This window comes from Erwinia persicina NBRC 102418, assembly GCF_001571305.1.
GTDB lineage: Bacteria > Pseudomonadota > Gammaproteobacteria > Enterobacterales > Enterobacteriaceae > Erwinia > Erwinia persicina.
The window spans coordinates 71,215-96,713 of the sequence record NZ_BCTN01000014.1 but is presented as its reverse complement, the minus strand read 5'-3'; the positions used below and the strand labels follow the sequence as shown (position 1 = coordinate 96,713).

The 25,499-nt window shown below is 50.6% G+C and carries 29 protein-coding genes; 11 read left to right on the top strand and 18 right to left on the bottom strand.

Features of this window, described 5'->3' with window-relative positions; translation table 11 throughout:
• Window positions 1-3: 3 nt before the first annotated feature.
• From EPE01S_RS15795 to EPE01S_RS15775, 5 genes are read right to left on the bottom strand one after another with little or no spacing between them, the layout of a single operon-like run.
• Window positions 4-654, bottom strand: coding sequence for an HAD family hydrolase (locus tag EPE01S_RS15795; RefSeq protein WP_062746954.1), 651 nt, complete (start codon window positions 652-654; stop codon window positions 4-6).
• Window positions 651-881, bottom strand: a complete 231-nt coding sequence (locus EPE01S_RS15790) for a tautomerase family protein (protein WP_062746952.1) — start codon at window positions 879-881, stop codon at window positions 651-653. Before EPE01S_RS15790 ends, EPE01S_RS15795 begins: the two co-directional genes overlap by 4 nt.
• A gap of 10 nt (window positions 882-891) precedes the next feature.
• On the bottom strand, window positions 892-1,722 hold the full coding sequence (locus EPE01S_RS15785; RefSeq protein WP_062746950.1) for a hypothetical protein: 831 nt from the start codon (window positions 1,720-1,722) through the stop codon (window positions 892-894).
• Window positions 1,715-2,491 (bottom strand): AfsA-related hotdog domain-containing protein, encoded by a 777-nt coding sequence (locus EPE01S_RS15780; protein WP_062746948.1) that lies wholly within the window; start codon window positions 2,489-2,491, stop codon window positions 1,715-1,717. The genes EPE01S_RS15785 and EPE01S_RS15780 overlap by 8 nt, the downstream gene beginning before the upstream one ends.
• A gap of 12 nt (window positions 2,492-2,503) precedes the next feature.
• Window positions 2,504-3,115 carry a hypothetical protein gene (locus EPE01S_RS15775; protein ID WP_062746945.1) on the bottom strand — a complete coding sequence of 204 codons (612 nt, stop codon included), beginning with the start codon at window positions 3,113-3,115 and terminating at the stop codon, window positions 2,504-2,506.
• A 213-nt stretch (window positions 3,116-3,328) separates the two neighbouring features.
• On the opposite strand from EPE01S_RS15775, the gene EPE01S_RS15770 reads away from it, so the two are divergent.
• Window positions 3,329-4,252 (top strand): LysR family transcriptional regulator, encoded by a 924-nt coding sequence (locus EPE01S_RS15770; RefSeq protein ID WP_062746942.1) that lies wholly within the window; start codon window positions 3,329-3,331, stop codon window positions 4,250-4,252.
• 30 nt (window positions 4,253-4,282) lie between these two features.
• Here EPE01S_RS15770 and EPE01S_RS15765 read toward each other — a convergent pair whose 3' ends face one another.
• The gene (locus EPE01S_RS15765; RefSeq protein WP_062746939.1) at window positions 4,283-5,146 is read right to left on the bottom strand and encodes a YicC/YloC family endoribonuclease; all 864 of its coding nucleotides are present in this window, start codon (window positions 5,144-5,146) and stop codon (window positions 4,283-4,285) included.
• A 155-nt stretch (window positions 5,147-5,301) separates the two neighbouring features.
• Between EPE01S_RS15765 and EPE01S_RS15760 the strand changes: the two genes are divergently transcribed.
• Window positions 5,302-5,730, top strand: coding sequence for a DUF3574 domain-containing protein (locus EPE01S_RS15760; protein ID WP_062746937.1), 429 nt, complete (start codon window positions 5,302-5,304; stop codon window positions 5,728-5,730).
• A 48-nt stretch (window positions 5,731-5,778) separates the two neighbouring features.
• On the opposite strand, the gene EPE01S_RS15755 is transcribed toward EPE01S_RS15760, so the two are convergent.
• Complete coding sequence (locus EPE01S_RS15755; protein ID WP_062746936.1) at window positions 5,779-6,963, bottom strand: NupC/NupG family nucleoside CNT transporter; 1,185 nt, start codon at window positions 6,961-6,963, stop codon at window positions 5,779-5,781.
• Window positions 6,964-7,174: 211 nt separating this feature from the next.
• Between EPE01S_RS15755 and rph the strand changes: the two genes are divergently transcribed.
• Together rph and pyrE are read left to right on the top strand one after the other, a co-directional pair.
• A complete protein-coding gene (gene rph / locus EPE01S_RS15750) occupies window positions 7,175-7,891 on the top strand; it encodes a ribonuclease PH (protein ID WP_062746934.1) in 717 nt (238 codons plus the stop codon).
• 57 nt (window positions 7,892-7,948) lie between these two features.
• Window positions 7,949-8,590 (top strand): orotate phosphoribosyltransferase, encoded by a 642-nt coding sequence (pyrE, locus tag EPE01S_RS15745; protein WP_062747037.1) that lies wholly within the window; start codon window positions 7,949-7,951, stop codon window positions 8,588-8,590.
• A gap of 101 nt (window positions 8,591-8,691) precedes the next feature.
• Here the strand turns inward: pyrE and slmA are convergent, their stop codons facing one another.
• The 3 genes from slmA to coaBC all read right to left on the bottom strand — a co-directional run bounded on the left by slmA (window position 8,692) and on the right by coaBC (window position 11,054).
• A complete protein-coding gene (gene slmA, locus EPE01S_RS15740) occupies window positions 8,692-9,288 on the bottom strand; it encodes a nucleoid occlusion factor SlmA (RefSeq protein ID WP_062746931.1) in 597 nt (198 codons plus the stop codon).
• Window positions 9,289-9,406: 118 nt separating this feature from the next.
• Window positions 9,407-9,865 carry a dUTP diphosphatase gene (dut, locus tag EPE01S_RS15735; protein ID WP_062746929.1) on the bottom strand — a complete coding sequence of 153 codons (459 nt, stop codon included), beginning with the start codon at window positions 9,863-9,865 and terminating at the stop codon, window positions 9,407-9,409.
• Window positions 9,843-11,054 carry a bifunctional phosphopantothenoylcysteine decarboxylase/phosphopantothenate--cysteine ligase CoaBC gene (gene coaBC / locus EPE01S_RS15730; protein ID WP_174522432.1) on the bottom strand — a complete coding sequence of 404 codons (1,212 nt, stop codon included), beginning with the start codon at window positions 11,052-11,054 and terminating at the stop codon, window positions 9,843-9,845. Before coaBC ends, dut begins: the two co-directional genes overlap by 23 nt.
• A gap of 191 nt (window positions 11,055-11,245) precedes the next feature.
• Between coaBC and radC the strand changes: the two genes are divergently transcribed.
• The 4 genes from radC (at window position 11,246) to mutM (ending at window position 13,558) form a co-directional block, all read left to right on the top strand.
• Complete coding sequence (gene radC / locus EPE01S_RS15725) at window positions 11,246-11,917, top strand: RadC family protein (RefSeq protein WP_062746925.1); 672 nt, start codon at window positions 11,246-11,248, stop codon at window positions 11,915-11,917.
• Window positions 11,918-12,213: 296 nt separating this feature from the next.
• Window positions 12,214-12,450: a 50S ribosomal protein L28 gene (rpmB, locus tag EPE01S_RS15720; RefSeq protein ID WP_062746922.1), complete on the top strand. Its 237-nt coding sequence runs from the start codon at window positions 12,214-12,216 to the stop codon at window positions 12,448-12,450.
• A gap of 16 nt (window positions 12,451-12,466) precedes the next feature.
• On the top strand, window positions 12,467-12,634 hold the full coding sequence (rpmG, locus tag EPE01S_RS15715) for a 50S ribosomal protein L33 (protein ID WP_001051798.1): 168 nt from the start codon (window positions 12,467-12,469) through the stop codon (window positions 12,632-12,634).
• Window positions 12,635-12,748: 114 nt separating this feature from the next.
• On the top strand, window positions 12,749-13,558 hold the full coding sequence (gene mutM / locus EPE01S_RS15710; protein WP_062746920.1) for a bifunctional DNA-formamidopyrimidine glycosylase/DNA-(apurinic or apyrimidinic site) lyase: 810 nt from the start codon (window positions 12,749-12,751) through the stop codon (window positions 13,556-13,558).
• Between the two features lie 8 nt (window positions 13,559-13,566).
• Here the strand turns inward: mutM and coaD are convergent, their stop codons facing one another.
• The 4 genes from coaD to EPE01S_RS15690 all read right to left on the bottom strand — a co-directional run bounded on the left by coaD (window position 13,567) and on the right by EPE01S_RS15690 (window position 17,257).
• The gene (gene coaD, locus EPE01S_RS15705; protein ID WP_062746918.1) at window positions 13,567-14,046 is read right to left on the bottom strand and encodes a pantetheine-phosphate adenylyltransferase; all 480 of its coding nucleotides are present in this window, start codon (window positions 14,044-14,046) and stop codon (window positions 13,567-13,569) included.
• Window positions 14,043-14,819, bottom strand: a complete 777-nt coding sequence (locus tag EPE01S_RS15700; protein ID WP_062746916.1) for a glycosyltransferase family 2 protein — start codon at window positions 14,817-14,819, stop codon at window positions 14,043-14,045. The genes coaD and EPE01S_RS15700 overlap by 4 nt, the downstream gene beginning before the upstream one ends.
• Entirely contained in the window at window positions 14,820-16,094 is a 1,275-nt protein-coding gene (waaA, locus tag EPE01S_RS15695) for a lipid IV(A) 3-deoxy-D-manno-octulosonic acid transferase (protein WP_062746914.1), read from the bottom strand.
• 161 nt (window positions 16,095-16,255) lie between these two features.
• Window positions 16,256-17,257, bottom strand: a complete 1,002-nt coding sequence (locus EPE01S_RS15690) for a glycosyltransferase (RefSeq protein ID WP_062746911.1) — start codon at window positions 17,255-17,257, stop codon at window positions 16,256-16,258.
• Window positions 17,258-17,545: 288 nt separating this feature from the next.
• Here EPE01S_RS15690 and EPE01S_RS15685 point away from each other — a divergent pair, with 288 nt between their 5' ends.
• Window positions 17,546-18,562, top strand: a complete 1,017-nt coding sequence (locus EPE01S_RS15685) for a glycosyltransferase family 9 protein (RefSeq protein ID WP_062746909.1) — start codon at window positions 17,546-17,548, stop codon at window positions 18,560-18,562.
• Between the two features lie 42 nt (window positions 18,563-18,604).
• Here EPE01S_RS15685 and EPE01S_RS15680 read toward each other — a convergent pair whose 3' ends face one another.
• From EPE01S_RS15680 to rfaQ, 3 genes are read right to left on the bottom strand one after another with little or no spacing between them, the layout of a single operon-like run.
• Entirely contained in the window at window positions 18,605-19,708 is a 1,104-nt protein-coding gene (locus EPE01S_RS15680) for a glycosyltransferase (RefSeq protein ID WP_062746907.1), read from the bottom strand.
• Window positions 19,705-20,835 (bottom strand): glycosyltransferase family 4 protein, encoded by a 1,131-nt coding sequence (locus EPE01S_RS15675; protein ID WP_062746905.1) that lies wholly within the window; start codon window positions 20,833-20,835, stop codon window positions 19,705-19,707. The genes EPE01S_RS15680 and EPE01S_RS15675 overlap by 4 nt, the downstream gene beginning before the upstream one ends.
• Window positions 20,832-21,899: a putative lipopolysaccharide heptosyltransferase III gene (gene rfaQ / locus EPE01S_RS15670; RefSeq protein WP_062746903.1), complete on the bottom strand. Its 1,068-nt coding sequence runs from the start codon at window positions 21,897-21,899 to the stop codon at window positions 20,832-20,834. The genes EPE01S_RS15675 and rfaQ overlap by 4 nt, the downstream gene beginning before the upstream one ends.
• A 178-nt stretch (window positions 21,900-22,077) precedes the next feature.
• Here rfaQ and EPE01S_RS15665 point away from each other — a divergent pair, with 178 nt between their 5' ends.
• Complete coding sequence (locus tag EPE01S_RS15665) at window positions 22,078-23,040, top strand: polysaccharide deacetylase family protein (RefSeq protein ID WP_062746901.1); 963 nt, start codon at window positions 22,078-22,080, stop codon at window positions 23,038-23,040.
• 60 nt (window positions 23,041-23,100) lie between these two features.
• On the opposite strand, the gene galE is transcribed toward EPE01S_RS15665, so the two are convergent.
• Window positions 23,101-24,117, bottom strand: a complete 1,017-nt coding sequence (gene galE / locus EPE01S_RS15660) for a UDP-glucose 4-epimerase GalE (protein ID WP_062746899.1) — start codon at window positions 24,115-24,117, stop codon at window positions 23,101-23,103.
• A gap of 303 nt (window positions 24,118-24,420) precedes the next feature.
• Here galE and EPE01S_RS15655 point away from each other — a divergent pair, with 303 nt between their 5' ends.
• Window positions 24,421-25,497 (top strand): glycosyltransferase family 9 protein, encoded by a 1,077-nt coding sequence (locus EPE01S_RS15655; RefSeq protein ID WP_062746897.1) that lies wholly within the window; start codon window positions 24,421-24,423, stop codon window positions 25,495-25,497.
• The last annotated feature ends 2 nt before the right edge of the window (window positions 25,498-25,499 follow it).

Here is a 25,499-nt window from a genome sequence, read left to right as displayed (position 1 = left end):
TGTTTAAATGTTGCGCCAGCCTTTCAGTGCTGCATAATCCATTAGCCTGATGTTCTTCCCTACGCAAACAGGATGTCCTGTTGCTTCCAGCATCGGTATGTCGGAGATATCATCACCATAGGCATAGCAATCTTCAGCCCGAATATCGTTCTCATCGCAGAAGGAAAGTAATGCCTCTTTTTTTCCGCTTCCAATTGTTTGTGGCGTGCCAATCTTCCCTGTTAGCACACCCTCTTCATTGATTATTAAGGGGGCGCAAATAATATTTTTAACACCTAAATGATCGGCAATAGGCTGCAGAACAGGCAACATCGATCCGGAAACAAAAACGGGTGTTATTCCATTTTTCTGATGAAAACGTAGCTCAGAAATCGTCTCGCTAATAAATATATTTTTATTAAGGCACTGTTGGAACCATTCCTGACCAGACTTCTTCAGCGCATCGAGATGGACATGAGTAAATTGCTGGTAATAATCCTTATTTAACAGCTCTCTTCGCTTTCCACTTTGCATGTCTTGCTTAAGCCTGGAGGTATATTCACTATATTGAGTTAAAAGTCCTTTTTCTTTACACCAGTATTCATAAAAACTAAACATGCTTTTAAAATTTATGATGGTTTCATCAACATCAAAGAAAGCAGCGACTTCATTCACACTGACTCCTTGTAATTTTTTCTTCTGCTTTTTATGGGAAATTGAGGGTCATTGCCGCAAATGCCGGCATCACTCCAACGTGAAGGTAAAATTTCATTGATAACTACAGATATTTTATCCAGTGGTGCCCCACTGGTTTGGTGAACGGCGAGTGTGACGGCTTCCATCATATTTTGTACCTGTGCTTCATTACTCATTTTCCAGGTTGAAATTTGAATAAAAGGCATTGTTTTATCCTTACGGGGTTGTTGTAAATTCATCAAATGAGCGAAATTTAAGTTTTAGTTGAGCGTGTATGTCACCGCCCAGTCCATAAAGACCGATAGCGCCGCCATAACTTTGTTGAGTACTCATATAAAGCACCACGACATTAATAATACGATTGCTGTGGTGGTGACGTTTTGGAAATGGATTAGGCAACTCTGCCCAGAAACTGGCGTGGCCCGATTCATCGGTAATAAATACATTCGGTATGCCTAGTGGGCCAGGTCTGCTGGTATTTTCCGGGTCCAGGTCGCGCTCGCGCAGACTCATTATGGTATACAGACTGTTCGGTACCAGATGATGGAACACAAACTCGAACCGGGCACTTTTCCTGTCGCCAGCGACACGGACAACCAGTTCTCCTCTGGCAGCCAGCCAGTGACGTAATGTGACTGGAGAGATTTTCCGCCTGCCATCGCTGTCGCGGTAATCAGAGATATGTCCCTGATGCAGCGGAAGACTATCACGCTGCTCTGAGTTGGCCTTTGGTCGCTGGTCAGGTGCGAATAACATATTGTAGTTATTTAAAGGGATCGGTAAAGGCAGTGTGAATAACACAATCTCTTCAAGTTCTTGAGGCGTTACTTTTTCCAGAAAGCGCACTATCGTGTAGGGTGCGACCTGGCCAAAAGCGGGTAGCGGGCTCTGTGGTGACACGAGGGCGCGACCCCATCGAACGCCGTGTTGACCGGGTATCATACCCTCTACAACAAAGTTACCCTGACTATCCATCACCTCCGCAGGGGGGTAAAGCGGCCCCTGCGTGGTGGCAGCCAGTTCATACTTCCGGCTGTTTTCAGGCATGGATAGCCTCTACCGGAGTCTGCTGTGCAGCAATGAAGGCGTTTTGTGTCGCTGTCATTGCCAGTTCACTCTCTTTGCTGCTGATCACCTCGGAAGGATAAACAGTAAATGATACATCCATCGTCGCGCATGCCGTCTCGTGTTGAGTGACACGAATTTGCGCTTTAAAACGCGCGCGGCGATCATTAATATCCTGATCCAGAATTTCGTAATGCATCACTGCGGGCAGCGGAAAAAGGAAATTGCTGAAATTAATAGCCATGCCGTTTATCACGTAATAGCGGTTTTTATTGCCGCTAAAGAAGAACTCTTCTGTTACGGCAATAAAGGTTTGCCTGCATGCTTCCACTAAAAGCATGCCCTGAATATGTTGCCCGGTTTGATGGTCAGCCATCAGTTCGCAGCGCTCATCAATCAATAAGGGAAGCGCGTATAACTTATCGTTATGTTCTACTTTTTCAGCAGCACCAATCAGCACATTGTGTTTTATTTTTTTATGTGCGTAACAGTTCTTCTTTGCCTCTGCCAGTTTTTCTAATGAGATGATGTTTAATTTGTTATCATGTATCTCATTACGCTTCTGGTTTTTGATGACTTTTCTTGCAAAGTCATCTCTGACCCCCTGGCCAACAATGATTTCATGTTCAGTATCGATTATTTTTGCCGGTATTTGTGTAAGCAGTTCCAGTTGTGAAATGGTTAAAACGTTTTTACCATTTGTAAATTCACTGAATTTATCACCGACAACAAAAATTTTCTTAATTTTCATATAATCTCACTTTCAACAAGAAAAGGCGCTGTAGATACGAGTGTAAAGACCTTCATTACCTCCGGTAATGTAATTATCACCGGCTTGTTGGATAATGTTCTGATAACGAGCGTTTGTGAATGCGTCTTTATACTCATCTTTGTCACCATTAAATGATGAGATAAACATAACGCCGGGCAGACCACTAATGAGAGAGTGAAAAGCCTCAAAGCTGGAGATCTTATCTCTGTTGTCGCGAACAACATTAAAAATGGTCTCTTCACGCCAGTGGCGATATTGCGCATAATTATCAGCAGGAACTTCAACGTGACGAAGTTGAATATATTTGGTGTCAGGTAGCGACTTATCAGTTTCGATAGGGGCTTCTACGTATTTCACCAACTCGCGGCGAATATCACCTGAAAGAAGCGATGCCATATTATGGAAGGCTGCCTCAAGCTCACCTTCTACCCACGGGATCTCTTTTATATCGTTAAATGAACGAAGTTCAAGAAGTTCATGGATATCATTTTCCTCACAGAAAAAATATTTTTTCTCTGAAGTGGATTTTAGTCCGGTAATTGAAGAAGGGGTTACGTTGTTTTTGAGTGGAAAGCGGGAAATCAAAACGTATTTAGCAGACATGATATTTATCCTTAGTAGGTGAATTTCGGGAATAAAAATATCATCTGGATTTTTTATGAGAATTGTTAATTTTGTAATACGATTTAGGTATCACAAGAAGGTTTTATCTGTAACATATTGATTAATTTACAAAGACTTCATGGTGAGATAATATGTTAACCATTAAATCGATGCCAAAAAACTGAATAATGCCCCAACAGCTGCGGAGAATTTGTGGACAGCATTAATAGTAAGTTACCCAGCATAAAGCAGTTGCAATGCTTTCTTGTGGTTGCTCAGGAGCTTAACTTCAGACGGGCCGCTGAACGGCTGCGAATGACTCAGCCGCCGTTAACCCGGCAGATTAAATCCCTGGAAGATGCGCTGGGGCGTGAGCTGTTTACCCGTAATACCCATGAAGTTCGCCTGACAGAAGCGGGCGCCCTGCTGGTGGATAAAGCAACGCACCTGATTAATGAATTCACCAAATTCGTTCGTGAAATGAATAAAGAGTCATCCCATCTGCGAATTGGTCTGACCCGCACGCTCAGTTTCGATAACATTCCTTCGGTGAATGACAAAATAAAAAAACTGATGTGCGCCGAAGAGATCGAGATACAGAATCAGACATCCAGTCAGCTTCTGCAGTCCCTCTCTAAGGGGCAGATGGATATGGTCATCATCGGTGAAAAGAGTTTGCACAGCGATCAGGATTTTAGTTTTCACTGGATCTACCGCGAACCACTCCTGCTGGCAATGCCGTCCTCTCACCCGGCCAGTTTAAAAGAGAAGGTGGCGCTGGCTGACATTGCTGATCTGCCGCTGTTCTGGTTCCCCCGCCATGCTAACCCCGTCTATTACGATAAATGTGAGGCTTATTTTCAGCGCCTGCCGTTGGCGCTCAGGCGCATAAAAGAGCCGGACGACTCTCTTGTACTGCTTGCCAGCATTGCACGGGGTAAAGGAATGACGCTGATGCCGCAGTCGATGTGTACGTTTAATCAGCAGGGATTATGTTATCGCGCGCTGGACGACGATGCACAGTCGTCGCTGAATATTGATGTTTACGTGGCAACGCGGAAGCATGAACGACGGCAGCCGGTCATTAATGGCGTTGAGGCTCTGACAGAGAAAAATAGTGAAAAAAAAGCCCTGTAAACAGGGCTTTTTAGTGCCATGAGAAGAGTGTTATTCGATGTTCTGAATCTGTTCTCTCATCTGCTCAATCAGCACTTTCAGCTCTATCGCTGAGGCGGTGATTTCAGCATTAATGGATTTAGACCCCAGGGTGTTCGACTCACGGTTGAACTCCTGCATCATAAAGTCGAGACGGCGGCCGACCGCTTCTTTCTTCTTCAGGATGTTGTAGGTCTCTTTCACGTGCGCTTCCAGGCGGTCCAGTTCCTCTGCCACGTCGACCCGCTGTGCCAGCATCACCAGTTCCTGCTCCAGGCGATTATTTTCCAGCTGCACCTGCGCCTCTTCCAGACGCGTAAGCAGACGTTCACGCTGCCATTTCAGCACGTCTGGCATGTGCGTGCGCACTTTAATCACTTCGGCGCTGACCCCCTCCAGGCGCTGTTCAATCAGCGTCTTTAGGGCGGCACCTTCGCTTTCCCGGGCGATAATAAATTCGTCGATAGCGGCATCCAGTGCGGTCAGCAACTGGGCAGAAATGGTGTCCAGATCCTGCTCTTCAGCCGACATGACGCCTGGCCAGCGCAGAATATCGACGGGATTGATCTCACCCTCATCGCTCTGCATTTTCACCCAGTTGGCCGCCTGCACCAGCTGGATGGCCAGCTTTTCGTTCAGGACCAGCGAGCTCTGAGCGCTTGGATCTGCGTCGAACCGCAGATTGACTTCGATTTTGCCGCGCGTCAGGCGATTGCGGATGCGTTCACGGATCACCGGTTCCAGACCCCGGAACTGTTCTGGCAGGCGGATGTAGGTTTCGAGATAGCGTTGGTTGACGGAACGCAGCTCCCAGGCTGCGCTGCCCCATTCGCCTTTGGTCTCGCGCCGGGCGTAGGCGGTCATACTGCGGATCATTTTGCGTACCGTTTTAAAGAAAAGTAGCTGCGATTATAGCGGTGCTGACGGCGGCTTAACAGGAATTCGGTCAAAAGGCGGTGTTTTGGCTGACGTTTTGTGGTCAGCAGCTTAAGATGCTGAACGTCAGTACAACCATACCTTCAGGAGTAAACATGACCTCGCGTGCCCTCACTTTTTCTTTAGTACTACTGGCGCTGTCAGGCTGTACCGTGACAGATCGGCCGTCCCCTCCCGCTGTGCAGCCGGTCTGCGCGGTAGGTGACGCCATGAGCCAGACCACGCTCTATTTCGGTCTTAATCGTCCCCAGGGAACCGCGATCACCGAAGGGGAATGGCAGGCATTCATCGATAATGAGGTTACCCCGCGCTTTAAACAGGGCCTGACCGTGTTCGCGGCGAAAGGACAATGGCAGGGAGATGACGGCAAGCTGGCGCGAGAAAACAGTAAGGCGTTGTTACTGATTCATCCAGTTAATCAGGCGAGCGAACAGGGAATCGAAGCATTGCGTGCGCGCTATAAGCAGCGTTTTGCCCAGGATTCGGTGATGCGGGTGGATGCCCCGGTGTGCGTGGCATTCTGAGGTGTTTGCCCGTCAAGAGACCCGGCGCGACGGCGCCGGGTTCAGTGATTACAGTACCAGCCCGGCGAAAGCTGCAGACAGCAGGCTGACCAGCGTGGATCCGTAAATCAGCTTCAGGCCATAGCGTGAGACGACATTCCCCTGCTGCTCATTCAGCCCTTTGATCGCCCCGGCAACGATGCCGATGGAGGCAAAGTTGGCGAAGGAAACCAGGAACACCGACAGAATACCCAGACCACGCGGTGTCAGTTCCGCGGCGATTTTCTTCAGCTCAATCATCGCAACAAACTCGTTGGTGACCAGCTTGGTCGCCATAATACTGGCCGCAGACAGCGCGTCCGCGGTCGGGATGCCAATCAGCCAGGCAAACGGCCAGAACACATAACCCAGGATCTGCTGGAAACTGATGCCAAATACGGCCAGGAACACCGCATTGACGGCGGAAATCAGGGCGATAAAGCCAATCAGCATCGCCAGGATAATCATCGCTACTTTGAAGCCTGCCAGGATGTATTCACCGAGCATTTCAAAGAAGCTCTGGTCTTCATGCAGCTTTTCCAGGCGGATTTCCGGCTCATCACCCACCGGCGTCGGGTTGATGATCGACAGGATGATAAAGGTACTGAACATGTTGAGGATCAGCGCGGCCACGACGTAGCGTGGCTCGATCATCGACATATAGGCACCGACAATTGACAGCGAGACGGTGGACATCGCCGCTGCGGCCATCGAATAGAGGCGGCGCGGAGAAATATCGGCCAGGATGCCTTTGTAGGCAATAAAGTTTTCTGACTGCCCGAGGATCAGGGTACTGACGGCGTTAAATGACTCCAGCTTGCCCATGCCGTTGATTTTCGACAGCACGGTACCGACGATTCTGATCAGCACTGGCAGAATTTTGACATGCTGCAGGATGCCGATAAGCGCGGAGATAAACACGATCGGGCAGAGCACGCCGAGGAAGATAAAGGCCATTCCCTGTGCCGCCATGCCGCCAAAGACAAAGTCGGTGCCCTTCGCCGCGTACTTAAGCAGCACTTCAAAGAAACCGGAAAATGCGGTAACAATGGTCAGTCCGGCAGAGGCGTGCAGGAAGAACCAGGCCAGAGCGCCTTCAATTACCACCAGCTGCAGCAGTACGCGCGGGCGAATTTTTTTACGGTCATTACTGAACAGTAACGCCAGGCCGAAGATAATGGCCAGCGCCAGAATAAAATGGAAAACAGAAGTCATACACAGGTCCGGCATGAGGAATTATCGAAGAGGAGCATTTAGCCATATTTCGGTATGCTTTACACCCTGTAGCAGGCTATCTTGCTGTTTTAACGTTTAAACAGACGGCATTCGCATAACAACCTGCTCAGATGGTCACCTGTGATAGGCAATCCGCGGCGAAATCCGTATAATGCGCAGCCAATTATGTTTAGCTAGCCGGAGAGAAATTATGCGTCCATCAGGTCGTAGCGCACAACAGGTGCGTCCCGTCACCCTGACCCGTCATTACACCAAACACGCAGAAGGCTCTGTGCTGGTTGAATTCGGTGATACCAAAGTCCTGTGCACCGCCACCATCGAAGAAGGTGTACCACGCTTTCTGAAAGGCCAGGGCCAGGGGTGGGTCACTGCGGAATACGGTATGCTGCCCCGAGCCACTCACAGCCGTAACGCGCGTGAAGCGGCCAAAGGGAAGCAGGGCGGACGTACCCTGGAGATCCAGCGTCTGATTGCCCGTTCACTGCGTGCTGCCATCGATCTTAAAGCCCTGGGGGAGTTCACCATCACCCTCGACTGCGACGTGCTGCAGGCCGACGGCGGTACCCGCACAGCCTCCATTACCGGTGCCTGTGTGGCGCTGACCGACGCGCTGAACCACCTGGTCTCTATCGGCAAACTGAAAGCCAACCCGATGAAAGGCATGGTAGCCGCTATCTCTGTGGGTATCGTAAAGGGTGAAGCACTCTGCGATCTCGAGTATGTGGAAGATGCTGCTGCAGAAACCGATATGAATGTGGTGATGACTGAAGATGGCCGCATGATAGAGGTACAGGGTACGGCAGAGGGTGAGCCGTTCAGCCACGACGAGTTGCTGAAACTGCTGGCGCTGGCGCGGGGCGGTATTGATACGCTGGTTGCAGCGCAAAAAGCGGCGCTGGCCAACTGATTATATCAGGCGACGATGAAGTCGCCTTTTTTACGCCATTATTTTGAGGAAGATGACATGAAAGCCTGGCAGCGCCAATTTATCGAATTCGCCATCAACAAGCAGGTGCTGAAGTTTGGTGAGTTCACGCTGAAATCAGGGCGTAAAAGCCCTTATTTCTTTAACGCCGGACTGTTCAATACCGGGCGTGACCTCGCCCTGCTGGGGCGTTTCTATGCCCAGGCGCTGGTGGATTCAGGTATTGATTTCGATCTGGTCTTTGGTCCGGCTTATAAAGGCATTCCGATTGCCACAACCACCGTGGTGGCGCTGGCCGATCACCACGATCGTGATGTGCCTTACTGCTTCAACCGCAAAGAAGCCAAAACCCATGGCGAGGGCGGCACGCTGGTGGGCAGCCCACTGCAGGGTAAGATTATGCTGGTGGACGATGTGATTACGGCGGGAACGGCGATCCGGGAATCAATGGAAATTATCGCGGCCCATCAGGCGACGCTGGCCGGCGTGCTGATTTCTCTCGATCGTCAGGAGCGGGGACAGGGGGATATTTCTGCGATTCAGGAAGTGGAACGGGACTACGGCTGCAAAGTGATTTCGATCATTACGCTTAAAGAGCTGATTGCTTACCTCGAAGAAAAGCCCGAAATGGCCGATCATCTCGTGGCGGTACGTGCTTATCGCAGCGAATTTGGCATTTAAGAAGCATTCCCAATGATGCGGGCGGGCCGGAAAATAAGCCCGCCATAACGTAGGGGCTGATCCTTTTCTCCGGACTGCCCTTTGACGATTGATGCGTAATGTCAGACGAGCTGAGCGGCCAGTAGCGGCCAGCGCACATCGAAATCAACGGTAGGGCGATAACGAAACTCTGAACGAACAAAGCGTGACAGCAGCCCTTCGCAGAAGGCCAGTAGCTGACTGGCCAGCAGGGTTTCATCCGTAATGAACCCTTCACCTTCGCGCATTTTCTTTTCACGCATCACCTGGCGTAGCTGAACTTCGATGCGCTCAAAAAGCTGGTTGATACGTCCCTGCAGGCGATCCTGTTCGAACATCAGCGCATGCCCGGTCAAAATGCGTGTTAAACCCGGATTACGCTCACCAAAGCCCAGAATTAACTGAGTGATCATACGTAAGCGCGGCAGCGTCTCTTTTTCGTCTTTCAGAATCAGATTGATGCGCGTAATCAGGCTATCTTCGATAAACTCGATAAGGCTGTCAAACATCTTGGTTTTACTGGGAAAATGCCGGTAAAGCGCCGCTTCAGAAACCCCAACACTGGCCGCCAGTTTGGCCGTAGTAATTCGCTGACTTCCATCGCTGGATTCCAGCATTTGTGCCAGCGCCTGCAGGATTTCTTCACGGCGATTCCGTTTCGCACTCTTTTTTTCAACCATGTCTTAAAAGACCCCTGAAAACATCACCATAAACGGGCAAAGGCCCACTCAACGTCCGTGAGCACGAGGTTCACGGACGTAAAATGCAGTTTATCGTCATTGTGAGAGCAGTGGAGAGCTACTGGCGACCAGAATGGCCGAAACCACCTTCGCCGCGTACGCTGGAATCAAAGTCGTTGACCAGATTGAACTCTGCCTGGACGACGGGCACGAAAACCATTTGTGCAATACGTTCGCCCGGTTCGATAGTAAAGGAGTCCTGCCCACGGTTCCAGACGGAAACCATCAGCTGGCCCTGATAATCGGAGTCGATCAGGCCCACCAGGTTACCAAGCACAACGCCATGTTTATGGCCCAATCCCGAACGTGGCAGGATAACGGCAGCGAGCTGTGGGTCAGCAATATGAATCGCTAAACCCGTTGGTACCAACGTGGTCACGCCGGGCTCGAGGACGAAAGCTTCATCCAGGCAGGCGCGCAGATCGAGCCCGGCCGATCCCGATGTGGCATAGGTCGGTAAGGGAAAAGCTGTACCGACACGCGCATCAAGGATTTTAACGTCGATTTTTTTCATCATAAAGGCTGACAATCTCGTCTAATAACTGTTGGCCAAGGAGTGACTTATCGCACAGCGGTAAGACCTTATCTCCCTTTTGCCAAAAAAGGTGGAGAGCATTGGTATCACTATTGAAACCCTGCCCGGTTTTGGAAACATCGTTAGCGCAGATCACGTCCAGGTTTTTACGTGTCCGTTTTTCTTGCGCGTATTCTTCCACATTCTGGGTTTCAGCGGCAAATCCTACCACATAGGGCCTGCCCTGCTGCATTGCTGCTACACCGGCCACAATATCCGGATTTTTTATCATTCGCAGAGTGATTTCATCCCCCTGCTTTTTGATTTTTTCTTCCGCCACAGCCGCCGCCCGGTAGTCTGCAACCGCAGCACAGCCAATAAAAATGTGCTGGTTCCTGGCCTGTGCCATCACCGCCTGCTCCATCTCCAGCGCCGTGATCACATCAATGCGATCAACACCTGAGGGTGTCGTTAACCCTACCGGGCCGGCGATAAGCGTCACTTTTGCGCCGCGCTTTGCAGCGGCGGCAGCAAGGGAAAACCCCATTTTTCCACTGCTGTGGTTACTGATAAAACGCACCGGGTCGAGGGCTTCCCGGGTCGGGCCAGCGGTGATCATAATATTGAGATGTTGCAGATCGTTGATCGGGGCCGCCCAGCCTACGGCCAGGTCCACTATCGCCAGCGGATCAAGCATTCGCCCCGGCCCGATATCGCCGCAGGCCTGGCTCCCGCTGTCCGGGCCCCAGATCAACATGCCACGCTGTGCCAGCAGGTTGATATTGTGCTGTGTTGGCAGGGCGCGATACATCTGCTGATTCATTGCCGGGACAATGGCCACAGGCGCCGGTGTTGCGAGGCAGACGGTGGTCAACAGGTCGTTGGCCATACCGGCGGCGACGCGCGCAATCAGGTCGGCGGTTGCCGGGGCGAGTATGATCAGATCAGCCCATTTCCCCAGTTCGATATGACCCATTGCGGCTTCGGCCGCCGGGTCGAGCAAATCGTCGGATACCGGATAACCCGATACCGCCTGCAGACTGAGCGGGGTAATAAAGGCTTTTGCTGCATCGGTCATCACGACCCGAACATCCGCACCGCGGTCGCGCAGACGGCGTACCAGTTCCGGTGTTTTATAGGCCGCAATGCCGCCGCTGACGCCAAGGACAATACGCTTTCCGGTTAATCCCATCATTTTGCTGTTCGCCTTCTGTTAAGCCCGCCCGGTGCCGTAGCGCCGTCATCCCCGTATTTTATCACACTCCTACGTTGGGGTGAGTACTGCACAATATTTGCGAGCCAGCACGTAAAGCTGGCACGTTCTGATAGGAAACTACTGTATATAATGACATGCTTTTTCTCATTCAGGAAGGAGAAGAAAAAATGAACGAGCATTGGCTGGGTCTCCCCCCGCGAGAAAAATTGTCAGAATGCGGCGCACAAGCGTTAAGTGATGTTGAGCTACTCGCTATTTTCCTGCGCATTGGTTCTCGCGGGGTCCATGTGATGGCACTGGCGGAGCAGTTACTGGATAAGTTTGGTTCACTCCATCGACTGCTGACCGCGCCGCCTGAGGATTTAAAAGCGATCTACGGGATGGGCACCGCAAAGTATGCACAGCTGAATGCGGTGGCGGAACTGGCGCGGCGCTGCTTTACCTGTCGGGAAGCGCTGGAAAATCGCGTGGTCAGCAGTACGGGACAGATGCTGGATTACTTCAACAGTTCGCTGGCGCATCGGGAACGGGAAATCTTTCAGGTGGTTTTTTTTGATAATCAGCATCGGATTATTCATACCAGCGAAATGTTCAGCGGCACTTTCAACAGCGTAGAGGTGCATCCGCGTGAGATTGTACGTGAAGCGCTAAAACGGAATGCAGCGGCGCTCATTCTGGCGCATAATCATCCGTCTGGACTGGCTGAACCCAGCCGTGCCGATCGCCATATTACGCAACAAATCGTGCGTGCCTGTTCCCTGATGAATATTCGGGTACTTGACCATATTGTGATTGGCCGGGGTGAATATGTCTCTTTTGCGGAGCGAAGTTGGCTATAACGGATTGGGTGCTATTTAACCATGTTGCGGTTTAATTTCACTTTTTTACCGTCTGAACAGTGCAATTCCCGTACAAAAGAGACAATAGTACGCGATCCTGAGGGATCTTTATCTGTTCGGGACTTGAGCACTCGCGCTACAGGGCGTATACTACGCCACCTTTGAGAATCTCGGGTTTGGCGTTGAGCCTACTCAGCGGGTTCACATAGAACTCGCCTGGATGGGCTATAAGCCTGACGAGGCGGCCAGAACCTTATTTTTAAAGCTCGAGCTGATTTGATTTTTGGAGAATAGACATGTCACGAGTCTGCCAAGTAACTGGCAAGCGTCCGGTAACGGGTAACAACCGTTCCCACGCAATGAACGCGACGAAACGCCGTTTCCTGCCGAACCTGCACTCTCATCGTTTTTGGATTGAGAGCGAAAAGCGCTTCGTTACACTGCGCGTATCTGCCAATGGCATGCGTGTAATTGATAAAAAGGGTATTGATACGGTCTTGGCCGATCTCCGTGCCCGCGGTGAGAAGTACTAAGGTAAGGAACTGAAACATGGCTAAAGGTATTCGTGAGAAGATCAAGCTGGTTTCTTCTGCTGGTACAGGTCACTTCTATACCACCACGAAGAACAAGCGTACTAAGCCGGAGAAACTGGAACTGAAGAAATTCGATCCAGTTGTCCGCCAGCACGTGATCTATAAAGAAGCTAAGATTAAGTAATTAATCTGAGTGGATAAAAAAACCCGGCCCCGGCCGGGTTTTTTTGTTTTCAGCTTTTCTTATAGAATACGTGGTTAAAGCGAAGCGCTGACAGCGCGAGACGGAGACAGGGCAATGCCAGAGTTACCAGAGGTTGAAACCAGTCGACGCGGCATTGAGCCGCATCTGGTCGGGGCGACGATTTTACATGCTGTGGTGCGTAATTCCCGCCTGCGCTGGCCGGTATCTCAGGAAATCCATGCCCTGAGCGATCAGCCCGTACTGAGCGTGCAGCGTCGGGCTAAATACCTGCTGCTGGAACTGCCAACGGGATGGATCATCATTCACCTGGGGATGTCGGGCAGCCTGCGAGTGTTACCGGAAGATCTTCCTGCGGCAAAGCACGATCATGTTGATCTGGTGATGAGTAATGGCAAGGTGCTGCGCTATACCGATCCCCGCCGTTTCGGTGCCTGGCTGTGGGCGCCCGACCTTGCTGCCAGTTCCGTATTGTCGCATCTTGGGCCAGAACCACTCAGTGAAGGGTTCTGTGCGCAGTATCTGTTTGAAAAATCGCGGGGTAAGCGCACGCCCGTGAAACCCTGGCTGATGGATAACAAAGTGGTGGTCGGCGTCGGAAATATTTATGCCAGTGAATCACTGTTTGTCGCAGGGATCCTGCCCGATCGGCCTGCCATGGCGCTGACCGAATCAGATTGCGGGCTGCTGGTCGCCACCATCAAAGCGGTACTGCTGCGCTCTATTGAACAGGGCGGCACAACGCTGCGCGATTTTTTACAAAGCGACGGTAAGCCGGGATATTTTGCGCAGGAATTGCAGGTATATGGCCGTGCGGGTGAACCTTGCCGCCAGTGCGGGATGCCGATAGAAAGCAGTAAACACGCGCAGCGCAGCACCTTTTTCTGTCGGCACTGCCAGAAGTAAACCGCGTTTTATCCGAGCTTTTCTTTCAGCGCCTTGTAAACCGGGGCTGGCAGGAATGCCTGAACTTCTCCGCCATGGCGGGCCACCTCTTTCATCAGGGATGATGAAATAAAGGAATAAGCTTCAGAGGGCATCAGGAATACGCTTTCAAGCGTAGGCAGTAAGTGGCGGTTCATATGCGCCAGCTGGAGCTCGTATTCAAAGTCGGAAACTGCCCTCAGGCCACGCACCAGTACGTTGGCCTGTTGCGCTTTCGCAAAGTTAGCCATCAGGTCACTGAAGCCTACGACCTCTACATTGGGCAGATGTGCCACCACCTCACAGGCCAGGGCGACACGCTCGTCTAACGAGAACAGCGGTTTCTTGCTCGGACTGGCTGCGACAGCCAGAACGATATGATCAAACATCAACGCGGCGCGCGTAACGATATCGAGATGGCCATTGGTCATCGGGTCAAAGGTACCGGGGTAGATGGCTTTGGTACTCATAGTCTGCCGCTCCTGGATGCGTGATTCAGAGCCCAGAGGGCCGTGTATTTATTGAAAGTATACTGCGCGTTGACCACAGCCAGTAGCCAGCCCTGTTTGCCATCCAGAAATCCTGCCCGCAGCACCAGCGTTTTCAGGAACGCCCCAGCGGTATGGCCAAAAATAGCGGTGATACCACAGCGCTTTCCCTGCTGATGACGCTGCTTTGCCCAGGCTTCTGCGTAGGCAAACTGTTTCCACTGAAAGGCGGAGAAGTCACGGCAGGTCAGGTGCAGCAGATCGCCGCTTAACGGAGTGGCTTTCACCGGACCCGTTTCCAGTGATTCATGCACCTGATGATTGTTGTACTGATATTGCCGGGGATAGAGGCGTGTGACGCGATCAGGATACCAGCCGCTGTGGCGCATAAAACGCCCAAGAAAAAGGTTACGTCGTGCAATGCTGTAGATTTTTTCCGACGGCGGCTGGCACAGTATGACTTCAATGGCCTGCTTTAACTCGGGTGTGACGCGCTCGTCGCTGTCGATCATCAAAATCATCGGGTGAGTGGCATAACTCTGCGCCAGCTGGCGCTGTTTACCATACCCGTGCCACTGGTCTGAGTGAAAAACCTGTGCGCCGTGACGCAGGGCAATGTCCGGCGTACCATCGCTACTGCCGGAGTCGAGCAGGACTATCTCATCCGCCCAGTTCACCGACGCCAGGCATTCGGGCAGCACGTCAGCTGCATCTTTCGCTATCATCACGACCGATATTTTCTGGCGTACGCTCATTTAATGATTCCGCTGTGGCAGGTGAGGTTCAAGTAAATGCAGCAGGCGCTGAAGTGCGCCCTGATTTTGATGCAGTACGTCTACGGCATGGCGGCCGTAATAGAGGCGATAGTCTTCATCCGTCAGCAATGTACCGATCTCTTTGTCCAGCGAGTCGGCGTCGGTTACGGTGATCAGACCATCGGCCTGTTGCAGGCGGGCACAGATATCTTTGAAGTTAAAGATATGTGGTCCCATCAGCACCGGAATGGCATGGGCAGCGGGCTCCAGCGGATTGTGGCCGCCGCGTTCGACGAGGCTACCACCAACGAAGGCCAGATCAGCAATACCATACAGCAGCATCAGCTCGCCCATGGTATCGCCAATCACGACCTGAGTACTGCCAGACGGGATCTCGCCGCTGCTTCGAAGGGTATAGCTGAACCCGGCTTTCTGGGTCAGCGTTCGTGCCACATCAAAACGTTCCGGATGGCGGGGCACCAGAATCAGCAGCAGGTTAGGGAACCGAACCAGCAGCTTGCGGTGGGCATCCAGAATAATACTCTCTTCGCCTTCATGCGTACTGGTGGCAATCCATACCGGACGGCGCGGCGCCCACTGGCGACGAAGTGTGATGGCTCGTGCCGCCAGCTCTGGTGTGACGGAGATATCGAATTTCAGGCTGCCGGTGACGGCCAGCTGCGAGCGTTTTACTCCCAGGCCGATAAACCGCTCACCATCCTCCTGGTTCTGTGCGGCAATCAGAGTGATGCGCTGCAACAGACGTTTCATGAATTTGCCAATTTTCGCATAGCCCTTCGCCGAGCGCTCTGACAAACGGGCATTGGCAATCACCAGCGGGATTTTGCGCGTATGCAACTGAGTGATCATATTCGGCCACAGTTCGGTCTCCATGATGATCACCAGGCGAGGGCGTACGGTATCGAAGAAACGATTCATGGCTCCCGGCAGATCGTAGGGCAGGTAAACGTGGTGGACATCTTTTCCAAAGGCGGAGCTGGCACGTTCTGACCCTGTCGGAGTCATGGTGGTAACCACGATGGGCAGATGAGGATAACGATGACGCAGTGCGCGAACCAGGGGGATCGCGGCCAGTGTTTCGCCCACAGATACGGAGTGCAGCAGAATACCGTCTGGTTTCACTTTCCCCGCACAAAAACCATAACGTTCCGCCCAGCGTTTTCGATAGGCGGGTGCCTTCCTGCCGCGCAGCCAGAGACGCAGCCAGATAAGAGGCTGAATGAGATAGAGCAGAGCGGTATAAATGGTAATCATCACATTGTTTTTCAGGTGAACAGAGACTTACGTCCAGAGATGGCCGAAAAAAGAGAAATAATGGCGCATGTTAGCAGATAAGTCTGGCTCTCTCACGCTACTTCATAGCCATCCCGGTGGGTTTACTGAATGTACAACGCGATTAAGGAGTGGTTATCCGTTCAGGTCTGCGCTGGCGCAGATTTTCGCCAGCGGCGCAGGCGGCTCATCCAGAGCAATAAATGATACTTTTGCTGCAAACCCCGTGCATTGCGTTGCATTCGGAGGGGCATCTCAGCCGCCCAAAAATCTGCAATCATCGCTTGTCTGGCGGCTTCATCGGGCTCACGACGTATAGCGTGACAGACAGTGAGTGCTTCCCGGGTGATCTGTGCATAAAATGAGCGGTGAATGTTAACGCAGCGACTATATTGCTGATTGATCTCCTCCAGTTTTTGGCAAATCTTCAGGTAATGTCGTTGGTACTCAACATTTGACAGACCTGTTCTTGGGCGATGGCTGATGGATTGTTCGTGTGACAGATAGCTGTAAAGGGGGCGCTCGTTATACCTGACCCGGCGTGCATTCAGCATAAACTCAGTGGTCCACAGGATATCCTGATGATGAAGCCCGGGTATAAAGGTCAGGTCACGCTGCCGGATGAGAGAGGTACGGTATATACCCAGCCACACGACGTGCAGATAGCGATGCGTTTTCAGCGCCCGATTTAACCAGGTGGCACCACTGAGGACCGGTGTGGAACGTAGCCGGCGGGCAGGAATGAGCACCTGTTCCTTGCTCCCGGGGGTACTGGTTCGCCAGGCATTACACTGCGCGGCATCCAAATCGTCGGCGGTGGCCATGGCCACTAACGTGCTGTACATCTCCGGTTCAAGAATATCGTCCGCATCGGGGAAAGTGACATATTTTCCCCTGATGTACTTCATCCCGGTGTTACGCGCCCGCGAAACACCACCATTCTCCTGATGGATAACCCTGATATGAGAAGCCCTGCTGGCATACTCATCTGCTTTGACTGCTGAACCATCCGTCGACCCATCATCCACAATAATGATTTCCAGATCGCGAAAGGTCTGTGTTAGCAGGGAGGTCATAAAAGGGGCAAATAATGCCCCTGCGTTATAGAGAGGAACAACAACACTAAGCAGTGGTGCAGTCAGCATGACAGATTCCTTTCATCCAAAAAAATAACAATCCATTGAAATTCAATAAGTTAATTAATTTTAAATGATTTGCTGGATTTTTATTAACTTTAAGTGTGCAATTCATACCCTAAGAGTGTCAGAGCATGACAGGACGCCATCGCGTTACAGGCCTGACTTTGCCAACCCTCAGGAAAAGTGAGCTGTAAAGGTGGTTTTGATCAGGACATGGAGTGTTATCAGGCGAGTCTCGTTCAGCAGGACGGAACTCCAGTAGACATAAGCAGACTGTTTGTTAGCAGGTTGGTAATGAAGAATATTTTGATTATACGCCGTGACAATATTGGCGATTTGGTGTGTACCACCCCGTTGATTGAGGGGGCAAAAACCGCCTTTCCGGATGCTAACATCTACCTTTTGATTAATACTGTCAGCCACGATGTGGTAAAAAATAACCCTTTTATTAAGCAGGTTTTTATTTACCGTAAAGCCAAACACCGAACAGAAAATGAAACGAAACTCGGCATCTATGTCGAAAGGGTAAAAATCATTTTGCAACTGCGGCGGATTGCGTTTGATGCGGTGATTCTGGCTAATCCGAAACCCTGTAAATACAGCCTGAGAATGGCAAAAATGATTGGGGCGAAAAATATCATTGGCGCTTCGAAGGGCGATCGCGGCATAACCATCCCTTTCAGCCCGGAGGATTTCCAGGGCCAGCACCAGGTGGAGCGGACATTCAGTTATTTATCGGCACTGACCGACAGGCAGATCGCCATTCCTCCGGTGCGTGTCTGGCTGACCCTGGATGAACAGCAACAGGCTGTCAGCCGGCTGAAAAATCGACCATCAGATTACCCGATCGGATTAGCGGTCCATATCAGTAGCCGGAGTGAAAAGCGTCGATGGCCGCTGGAGCGCTACGCGGCAATCATCCAACGTTATCTGCAGGAAAACAGCCACAGCAGCGTCTGCATTTTCTGGTCACCTCAGGGCACGCTGGCCCCGGATGATATCGGTGACCAGCATCGTGCCGAGCAGCTATTGGCGGCATGTCAGGATCCCCGCGTATCACTTTACCCTACCGCTTCAGTGCGTGAACTGCTTGCCGCCTACGAGCATTGCGACCTGATACTGTGCAGTGATGGCGGTCAGATGCATCTTGCGGCCGCGATGAATAAAAAGCAGGTCGTCTTCTTTGGTGATACCGACCGCAACGCGTGGCATCCCTGGTCTGGTCGATATGAGATCATGCAAACAGACTCAGGGAACTGCAGCGATATATCTGTTGACGAAGTGTGGGATAAAATCCAGTTGCAGCATTAAAAATCAGCATGCTGAACGGCTGTCATCAGTAAACGATACTTATCATTTTTGTAGTGATAAGTATCGATCAATAATGATGTCATAACTGAATTTATTGTACATCTCTTCGCGAATAACCGGAGGCGAATACCATGCCTGGCGCATTTTCTCTGCCAGTGAGGAACTGGTTAACTCTGCCAGGAAAGGTTGAAGTTCACCGGTCATAATTTCAGAAGCGCCACCCGGACAGGCTGTACTGACGACCGGCGTATGGCAAATGAGTGCTTCAATAAGTACAGATGGTAATCCCTCGCTATCTGAACTCAGGGCGACCATTTTAGCCCCTTTAATCACCGGTAGCGGATTGCTGATAAAGCCGGTGAAAATAACGTTATCCTGCAAATTGAGTTGTAATACCTTGTCCTGAATTTTTTGGGTGACGTCAGCTTCTCCCTGGCCAATGATAATTAACTTGCAGGGCAGATTGGCCAGCGAAAAAGCTTCTAATAAACGATCGTGCCTTTTCACCTGATGAAATCGGCCCACATGAGTAATATAGGATTCGTGTTCATAGGGATTGCTTAAAGCCGCACGCGCAGTAATTTCATCAAGATGGAACGGATTGTATATAGTCATTATCGTGTTGGGCTTCAGTCCTATATTGCTGACTAAATCTTCACCAACGGCATCTGAGACAGAGATAACATTGCGGTTTTTATATACTTTTTTTATTTTGTTTGTTTTTAGCCAGCGGCTGAAACCGGTTTTATTACCCAGATACGATCGTGAGAACATGCCGTGAACACATAACCACAGATTACAGGCTCTGAGTACGCGAGAGCGCACCACAATGCGATCTGTTTTGTGCAGGCTGCTGATCACCAGGCTGGGTTTGCCATATTGAAGAAAAAGCGCAGGTAATAAACGGTCCACTGAAGCAGCACGCCTTCTCAATTCACAAAGTTTACGTAATGGCCCTTTCCCTCCGGCATCTTTATCAACTATATAATTGATTTCTTTTGGTATTTCATAGTCAAGTCGGTCACTTAAAGAGAGAAGCGTGACGGTGTGGCCGCGCTGCGCTATACCTTTTGCCAGCGTGAGGGTGACATTTTCTGCGCCGCCACCGGGCAGCCCATCGATGATAAACAAAATATGGCTTTTCATTGAGTTAATACTCTTTGATAAAGGTCGATCAATTGTGACGAAAGGCTCGCAGGATGGTAAGGCAGAATTTTCTCCCGCGCAGAGTGGCCCATTGCAGAGCCAAGCGCCTCAAGCGGCAACTGCCGAATTGCCGCAGTCAGCGAGGGAACGTCCAGCGCATCGGTGACGAAACCATTGATGCCCTCGTTGATAAATTCAGCACCACCGCAGGTATCGCTGGTAATAACGGGTAAACCGCAGGCCATGGCTTCGAGAATGACATTGGGAAAAGGATCATAAAGGGTGGGTAATAACAGGGCATCTGCGGCCTGATAAAATGGCAGGGTGCTTTTCTGAACGCCCATAAAACGAACCCGCGACTGGCAGCCCAGAGAACCGGCAAGCGCCTGATAGGCTTTTTGATTTTTATCCCGCCCGATCACCATCAGGTAACTCTCTGTCGGTGCAATCGCACGAATAGCGGCTTCCAGTCCCTTTCTTTCAAAACCAGAGCCGACAAAAATCAGGCAATGCGCCTGTTCTGGTAACTGATATGCCTGGCGCAACTGATGCTTAAGGGCGATATCTGCAGGCTGAAAGGTGTGGTGATCGATAGCGTTGTAGATAACGGTGATTTTTTCTGGCGCCACCTGAAACTGCTCAACTATCTCGCGTTTAATCATCTCCGCGTTACAGATCACTGCTTTCAACTCTGGGGCTGAATACATGTCTTTTTCTGCCTGCATCACAAAACGATGATAGGGACTGTTAAACATAAGAGTACGACGCCAGGCGGGAAGCTGACGCGCCCGCTGAAGAAGCCAGTTGCGGTGTACCCCATCCCCTGCACGATAGATATCACAGCCAGCGATACGCTCATGACTCTGTACCAGATCAAAATTCTCACGCTGCCAGATAGCTCTTGCTGCTGAGGCAAAGCCCCGTTCCCGGCTGATGCGGCCCAGCTTCAGCGGATTACATAAATGGATATGCCAGTCAGGATGAATGTCACCCTGCCATTCGCGCGTAATCACATTAAGTTCAAGGTCTTTTTTTTCCAGCGCGAGTAACGCACGAGAAATAAAGCGTTCGGCGCCCCCATCCGGACGATATTTTTGGCGTACCAGCGCCAGACGAAACGGCTTCATTTCAGGAGTTCCCTTGTTGCATTGATTACGGCTCCAGTGGGGATTAAATCAAGGTAACGTTCACTGGTTTTTGTATCCACATTATCCGGGTCGGGCAGCGTGCCATAGTCTCCTGCCCATATGGTTTTCCCTTTTCCCTGCCACGGGTGCCATAGCGTCAGTTTGCTTGGGCCGAAAAGGGCCACGTAAGGCGTGTTTAGCGCAGCGGCCATGTGCATCGGAACAGAGTCTACCCCAAGGAAAAGACGTGCATGATCAATGAGCGCTGCGAGCTGGCGTAAAGTGAGCTGGCCTGCCAGTGAAATCACCCGTTCTTTCGGACAATTTTCCATAATGGCCGCGACCATTTCCTGCTCTCGCTTGTCAGGGCCTGATGTGATCACCAGCGTATAGCCTTCTTTTTGCAGAGCGGTGATAGTGGCCGCCATTTTAGCTTCCGTCCAGCATTTGAAGAACCAACGCGAAGTCGGCTGAACCACAATGAAATGATCCACAACAGCGTGTTGATGAAGTAATTTTTCAACGTGCTGCCAGTCGCGGGCCTCATAACTCATTGTGACCTGAGTGGTGTACGCCAGGTCGCCCAAGGGTTTAAGCAGCGAAAGGTTTTGCTCAACGGTATGCAACTGACCATGTCCGGCAACCGTGACCCGCTTTGTATGGCAGAAGCGCCATAATGCTCCCTGCCGTTTGGGGAAATCAAAGCCGAGTCTGATCCTTGCACCGGTCCAGCGTGCCGCGAGCGCACTGCGCCATTGGTCTGCCAGATTAATCACTACATCGTACTGGCGTGCGCGCAGCTGCTGCAAAAGCGCCCATTCTTGCTTTACATGGACAGCAGGACCAAGCTTCTTCCACTGCCGGTCGATGGATATCAGTCGGGCGATGCAGGGGTTGGCAGAGAGCATCTCTCTGGTTTCCTGATATAGCAGCACATCCACTTCTGCCTCCGGCCAGTTTTGCTTCAGCGTATTAATGACCGGTGTCGTTAGCAACATATCGCCATGATGACGGAGTTTAATAACCAAAATGCGTTTTGGCAGGGGAACAAGGGCTGAATTCATGATGTATTGCTTTCCAGGATACAGAAGGTGAATTCTAATGGAGCAATGGCATCGTGGCTAGCACTGCTCGGTTTTACCCATGCGGGTAAGCAAGTAGGCGACTGCATGCAAAGTCATTTGCTCTGAGCAAAGGGGCTGCGTAACATAAGGCCAAAAGCATAATTCAGGTTCTATATCCATGGTCAAACCAGCATTCATTATTACCATCGATACGGAGGGTGATAACCTGTGGGAAAACCACAACCTCATTTCGACCAAAAACACCCATTATCTCCCGCGATTTCAGGCGCTGTGTGAAAAGTATGCCTTCAAGCCGGTGTATCTGACTAACTATGAGATGGCAGTGGATGATGACTATGTTGCGTTTGCGCGGGATGTTATTGCGCGTGGAACCGGCGAGGTTGGGATGCATCTGCACGCGTGGAACAGCCCGCCGCTTGATCCGCTGACGGATGATGACTGGCGTTATAAACCGTACCTGATTGAATACCCAGCCGGGCTGATCCGCAGTAAGTTTGAGTTTATGACCCGCTTGCTGGAAGACACGTTTCAGACGAAAATGCTGAGTCATCGTGCCGGGCGCTGGGCCTTTAATGAATATTATGCAGCCCTGTTGATCGAGTTCGGCTACGTGGTTGATTGTTCTGTGACACCAAAGGTGAACTGGCAGTTTTCCCCGGGTAATCCAGAAGGGAAAGGGGGGACAAACTATCGCAATTTCCCTTCACACGCCTACTTCATGGATGAAAAAAATATTGCGCGAGCTGGAACGTCATCACTGTTAGAAGTCCCAATGACTATCCAGTACAAACATTCTGGCTTAATGAATTCATTGAAGAGTGGTTATGACCGTTTGCGGGGTAAGCGACGTTCACCCTCCGTAAACTGGCTGCGACCTTCAGGTGGTAATGTTGAGAACATGAAACAGGTTGTGCGGCAGTCGCTGGATGAGGGACAGGATTACGTTGAATTCATGCTGCACTCTTCTGAGTTTATGCCGGGCGGAAGCCCCACATTTGCAACAGAGCAACATATTGAACGTTTGTACCAGGATCTGGAACAGCTCTTTAGCTGGCTCTCTGAACGTACGGTGGGAAAAACACTGGCAGAGTACTATCAGGCTAAAACAAGCAAGGTGTAGTTTTGCGATAAAGCAGCAGTGTGCCGGTGGGCCCGGCACATAAGCTTTAATAAACCCGGTCTATTGCTGATAACCGTTGGGATTTTGTTCCTGCCAGTTCCAGGCATCGCGCATCATTTCTTCCAGGCCTCGCTGTGCTTTCCAGCCCAAATATTGGTAGGCTTTTTCAACATCAGCCCAGCATTCGCCGATATCTCCTTCGCGACGCGGCACCATTTGGTAAGGCACTTTTTTGCCAGATATCTTTTCGAATGCTGCCAGCATTTGCAACACTGAATACCCGACTCCCGTGCCCAGATTATAGGTACTGACCCCGGGAGACTGCCGGATGTTTTGCAGTGCTTTCAGGTGACCTTCCGCTAAATCCATAACATGAACATAGTCCCTTACGCCGGTGCCATCAGGGGTAGGGTAGTCATTTCCGAAAATGGACAACTGCTGTAATTTGCCGCTGGCAACCTGAGAAATATAGGGCATGAGATTATTCGGGATCCCATTGGGATCTTCACCAATCAGGCCTGATTCATGGGCACCAACAGGGTTGAAGTAACGTAGGATGGTTATGTACATCTCTGGCCAGGCTTTTGCTACATCGACCAAAATCTGCTCAACCATCAGCTTTGAGGTACCATAAGGGTTAGTGGTACCACCTATTCTTGCAGTTTCTTTGAGCGGTATTGTCGTTGGGGTGCCATAGACGGTCGCGGAAGAACTGAATATAAAATCTTTCACTCCAGCAGCATACATTTCTTCCAGCAAGACTAAAGTGCCGGCAACGTTGGTTTGGTAGTACTCAAGGGGTTTAGCAACAGACTCACCAACAGATTTCAGACCAGCAAAATGAATGACGGCTGAAATGTTATGTCGGGAAAAAATCGTTCTTAATGTCTCCCGTTCCCGGATATCGTTCCGGTAAAAGGTGACCTTGCACCCTGTTAGGCTTTCGACTTTCCCCAGCGCCACCGGTGATGCGTTGATGAGATTGTCCAGCACCACGACTTCATAATTGTGCTTCAGCAACGAAAGCACTGTGTGCGAACCGATATACCCGGCACCACCCGTTATCAGAATTGCCATACAGATCTTCACTCTCTCTCTCTGTGTCTGACGTGACTTCCCGTCGTTCGGCCAACATTTTTAGCTCACGTAATATAGTGCGTGATTAAGAAGGCAAGTGCAACACGCTCCCGGGCCCGCTTACTGCGGTTCTGCGGCATAGCTGAACCGTCGAAACTCCCCCAGAACAGTGCTATCATACGATACATATGTATTATGATTTGTTGATTTAATGACCTTGCTTTGTAGTGAAAGCATACAGCGTCGATGCCGTTCCAGCGTATGAATCTGGAAGTGTTTTATAAGACAAATTGAGTGGTAACAATGAAGGTATCTAAAATTAAGTGGATTAACCGGGTATTAATGTTTTATACCTTTTTTTTTCGCCATTTGAAAAAAAATAGACCTCTGAATTCAGACAGTGAGTTTCAGCGCATTGCGATTTTTTCAACCACGGCGCTGGGCGATTTGATGTTCAACACCCCTGCTATTTTTGCCTTAAAGCAACGTTATCCGCAGGCTGAATTTGTGCTGGTTTCGAGTGAAAAAAACCGTCCGTTAGTGGATAGCAGCCCGTGGTTCGTCGAGGTCCTCTACTGGGATAATAAAATAAGAAATGCACATCGGCTAATAAAATCGTTACGCTCTTTCCGGCCGCAGTTAACCGTTATTCTGCACTCTTATATGCCCTATGATATATTTTGCGCCGTTCTTTCTGGCAGCGAATATATTGTCCGCGATCAGTATCGCGTAGACAGTCCGCTTATGAACCGCTGGCTCAATCTGTATTCGATGCCTTATAACGGACATTTGATCCAGCGTAAACTTGATTTGCTCACCGCCCTGGGATGTCGTAATGACGATCCCCGCATGCATATTCCAGTCGCATATCGTGCGGCAGAAAAGCAGGGAAATAACATCCGCATCGGTTTTCAGATGGGCGCCTCTGAAGCCAAACGCTGTTGGCCGGTCGCTCGCTTTGCCGAGTTGGCAACGCTCTTATATCAGCATGAGAACTATCAGATTACATTGATTGGTGGGCCTAAAGACAGAGGATTAGTTGCTGAGTTCGAGCGGCGGGTCGGCGCAGAGATATTTTCTCATGTAGACAACCAAGTGGGAAAAACTTCATTGGTAGAATTACTTACGCTGATCGATGGATTTGATGTATTAGTGACAGGGGATACCGGGCCACTTCATCTGGCTATTGCGCTGCAAACCGCGACCGTGAGTCTTTACGCTGATGCGGAGCCTAAACATACGGGGCCTTATCAGGATTTAGTACAGCATATTATTATGAAAATGACCCATACTCTGCCTGACAGCAGGCAACCACTGGAACAAATAAGTGCAGAGTCGGTTAAGGAAAAAGTTTCACTGTTAGCCTTCGCTAAGCAATAGAC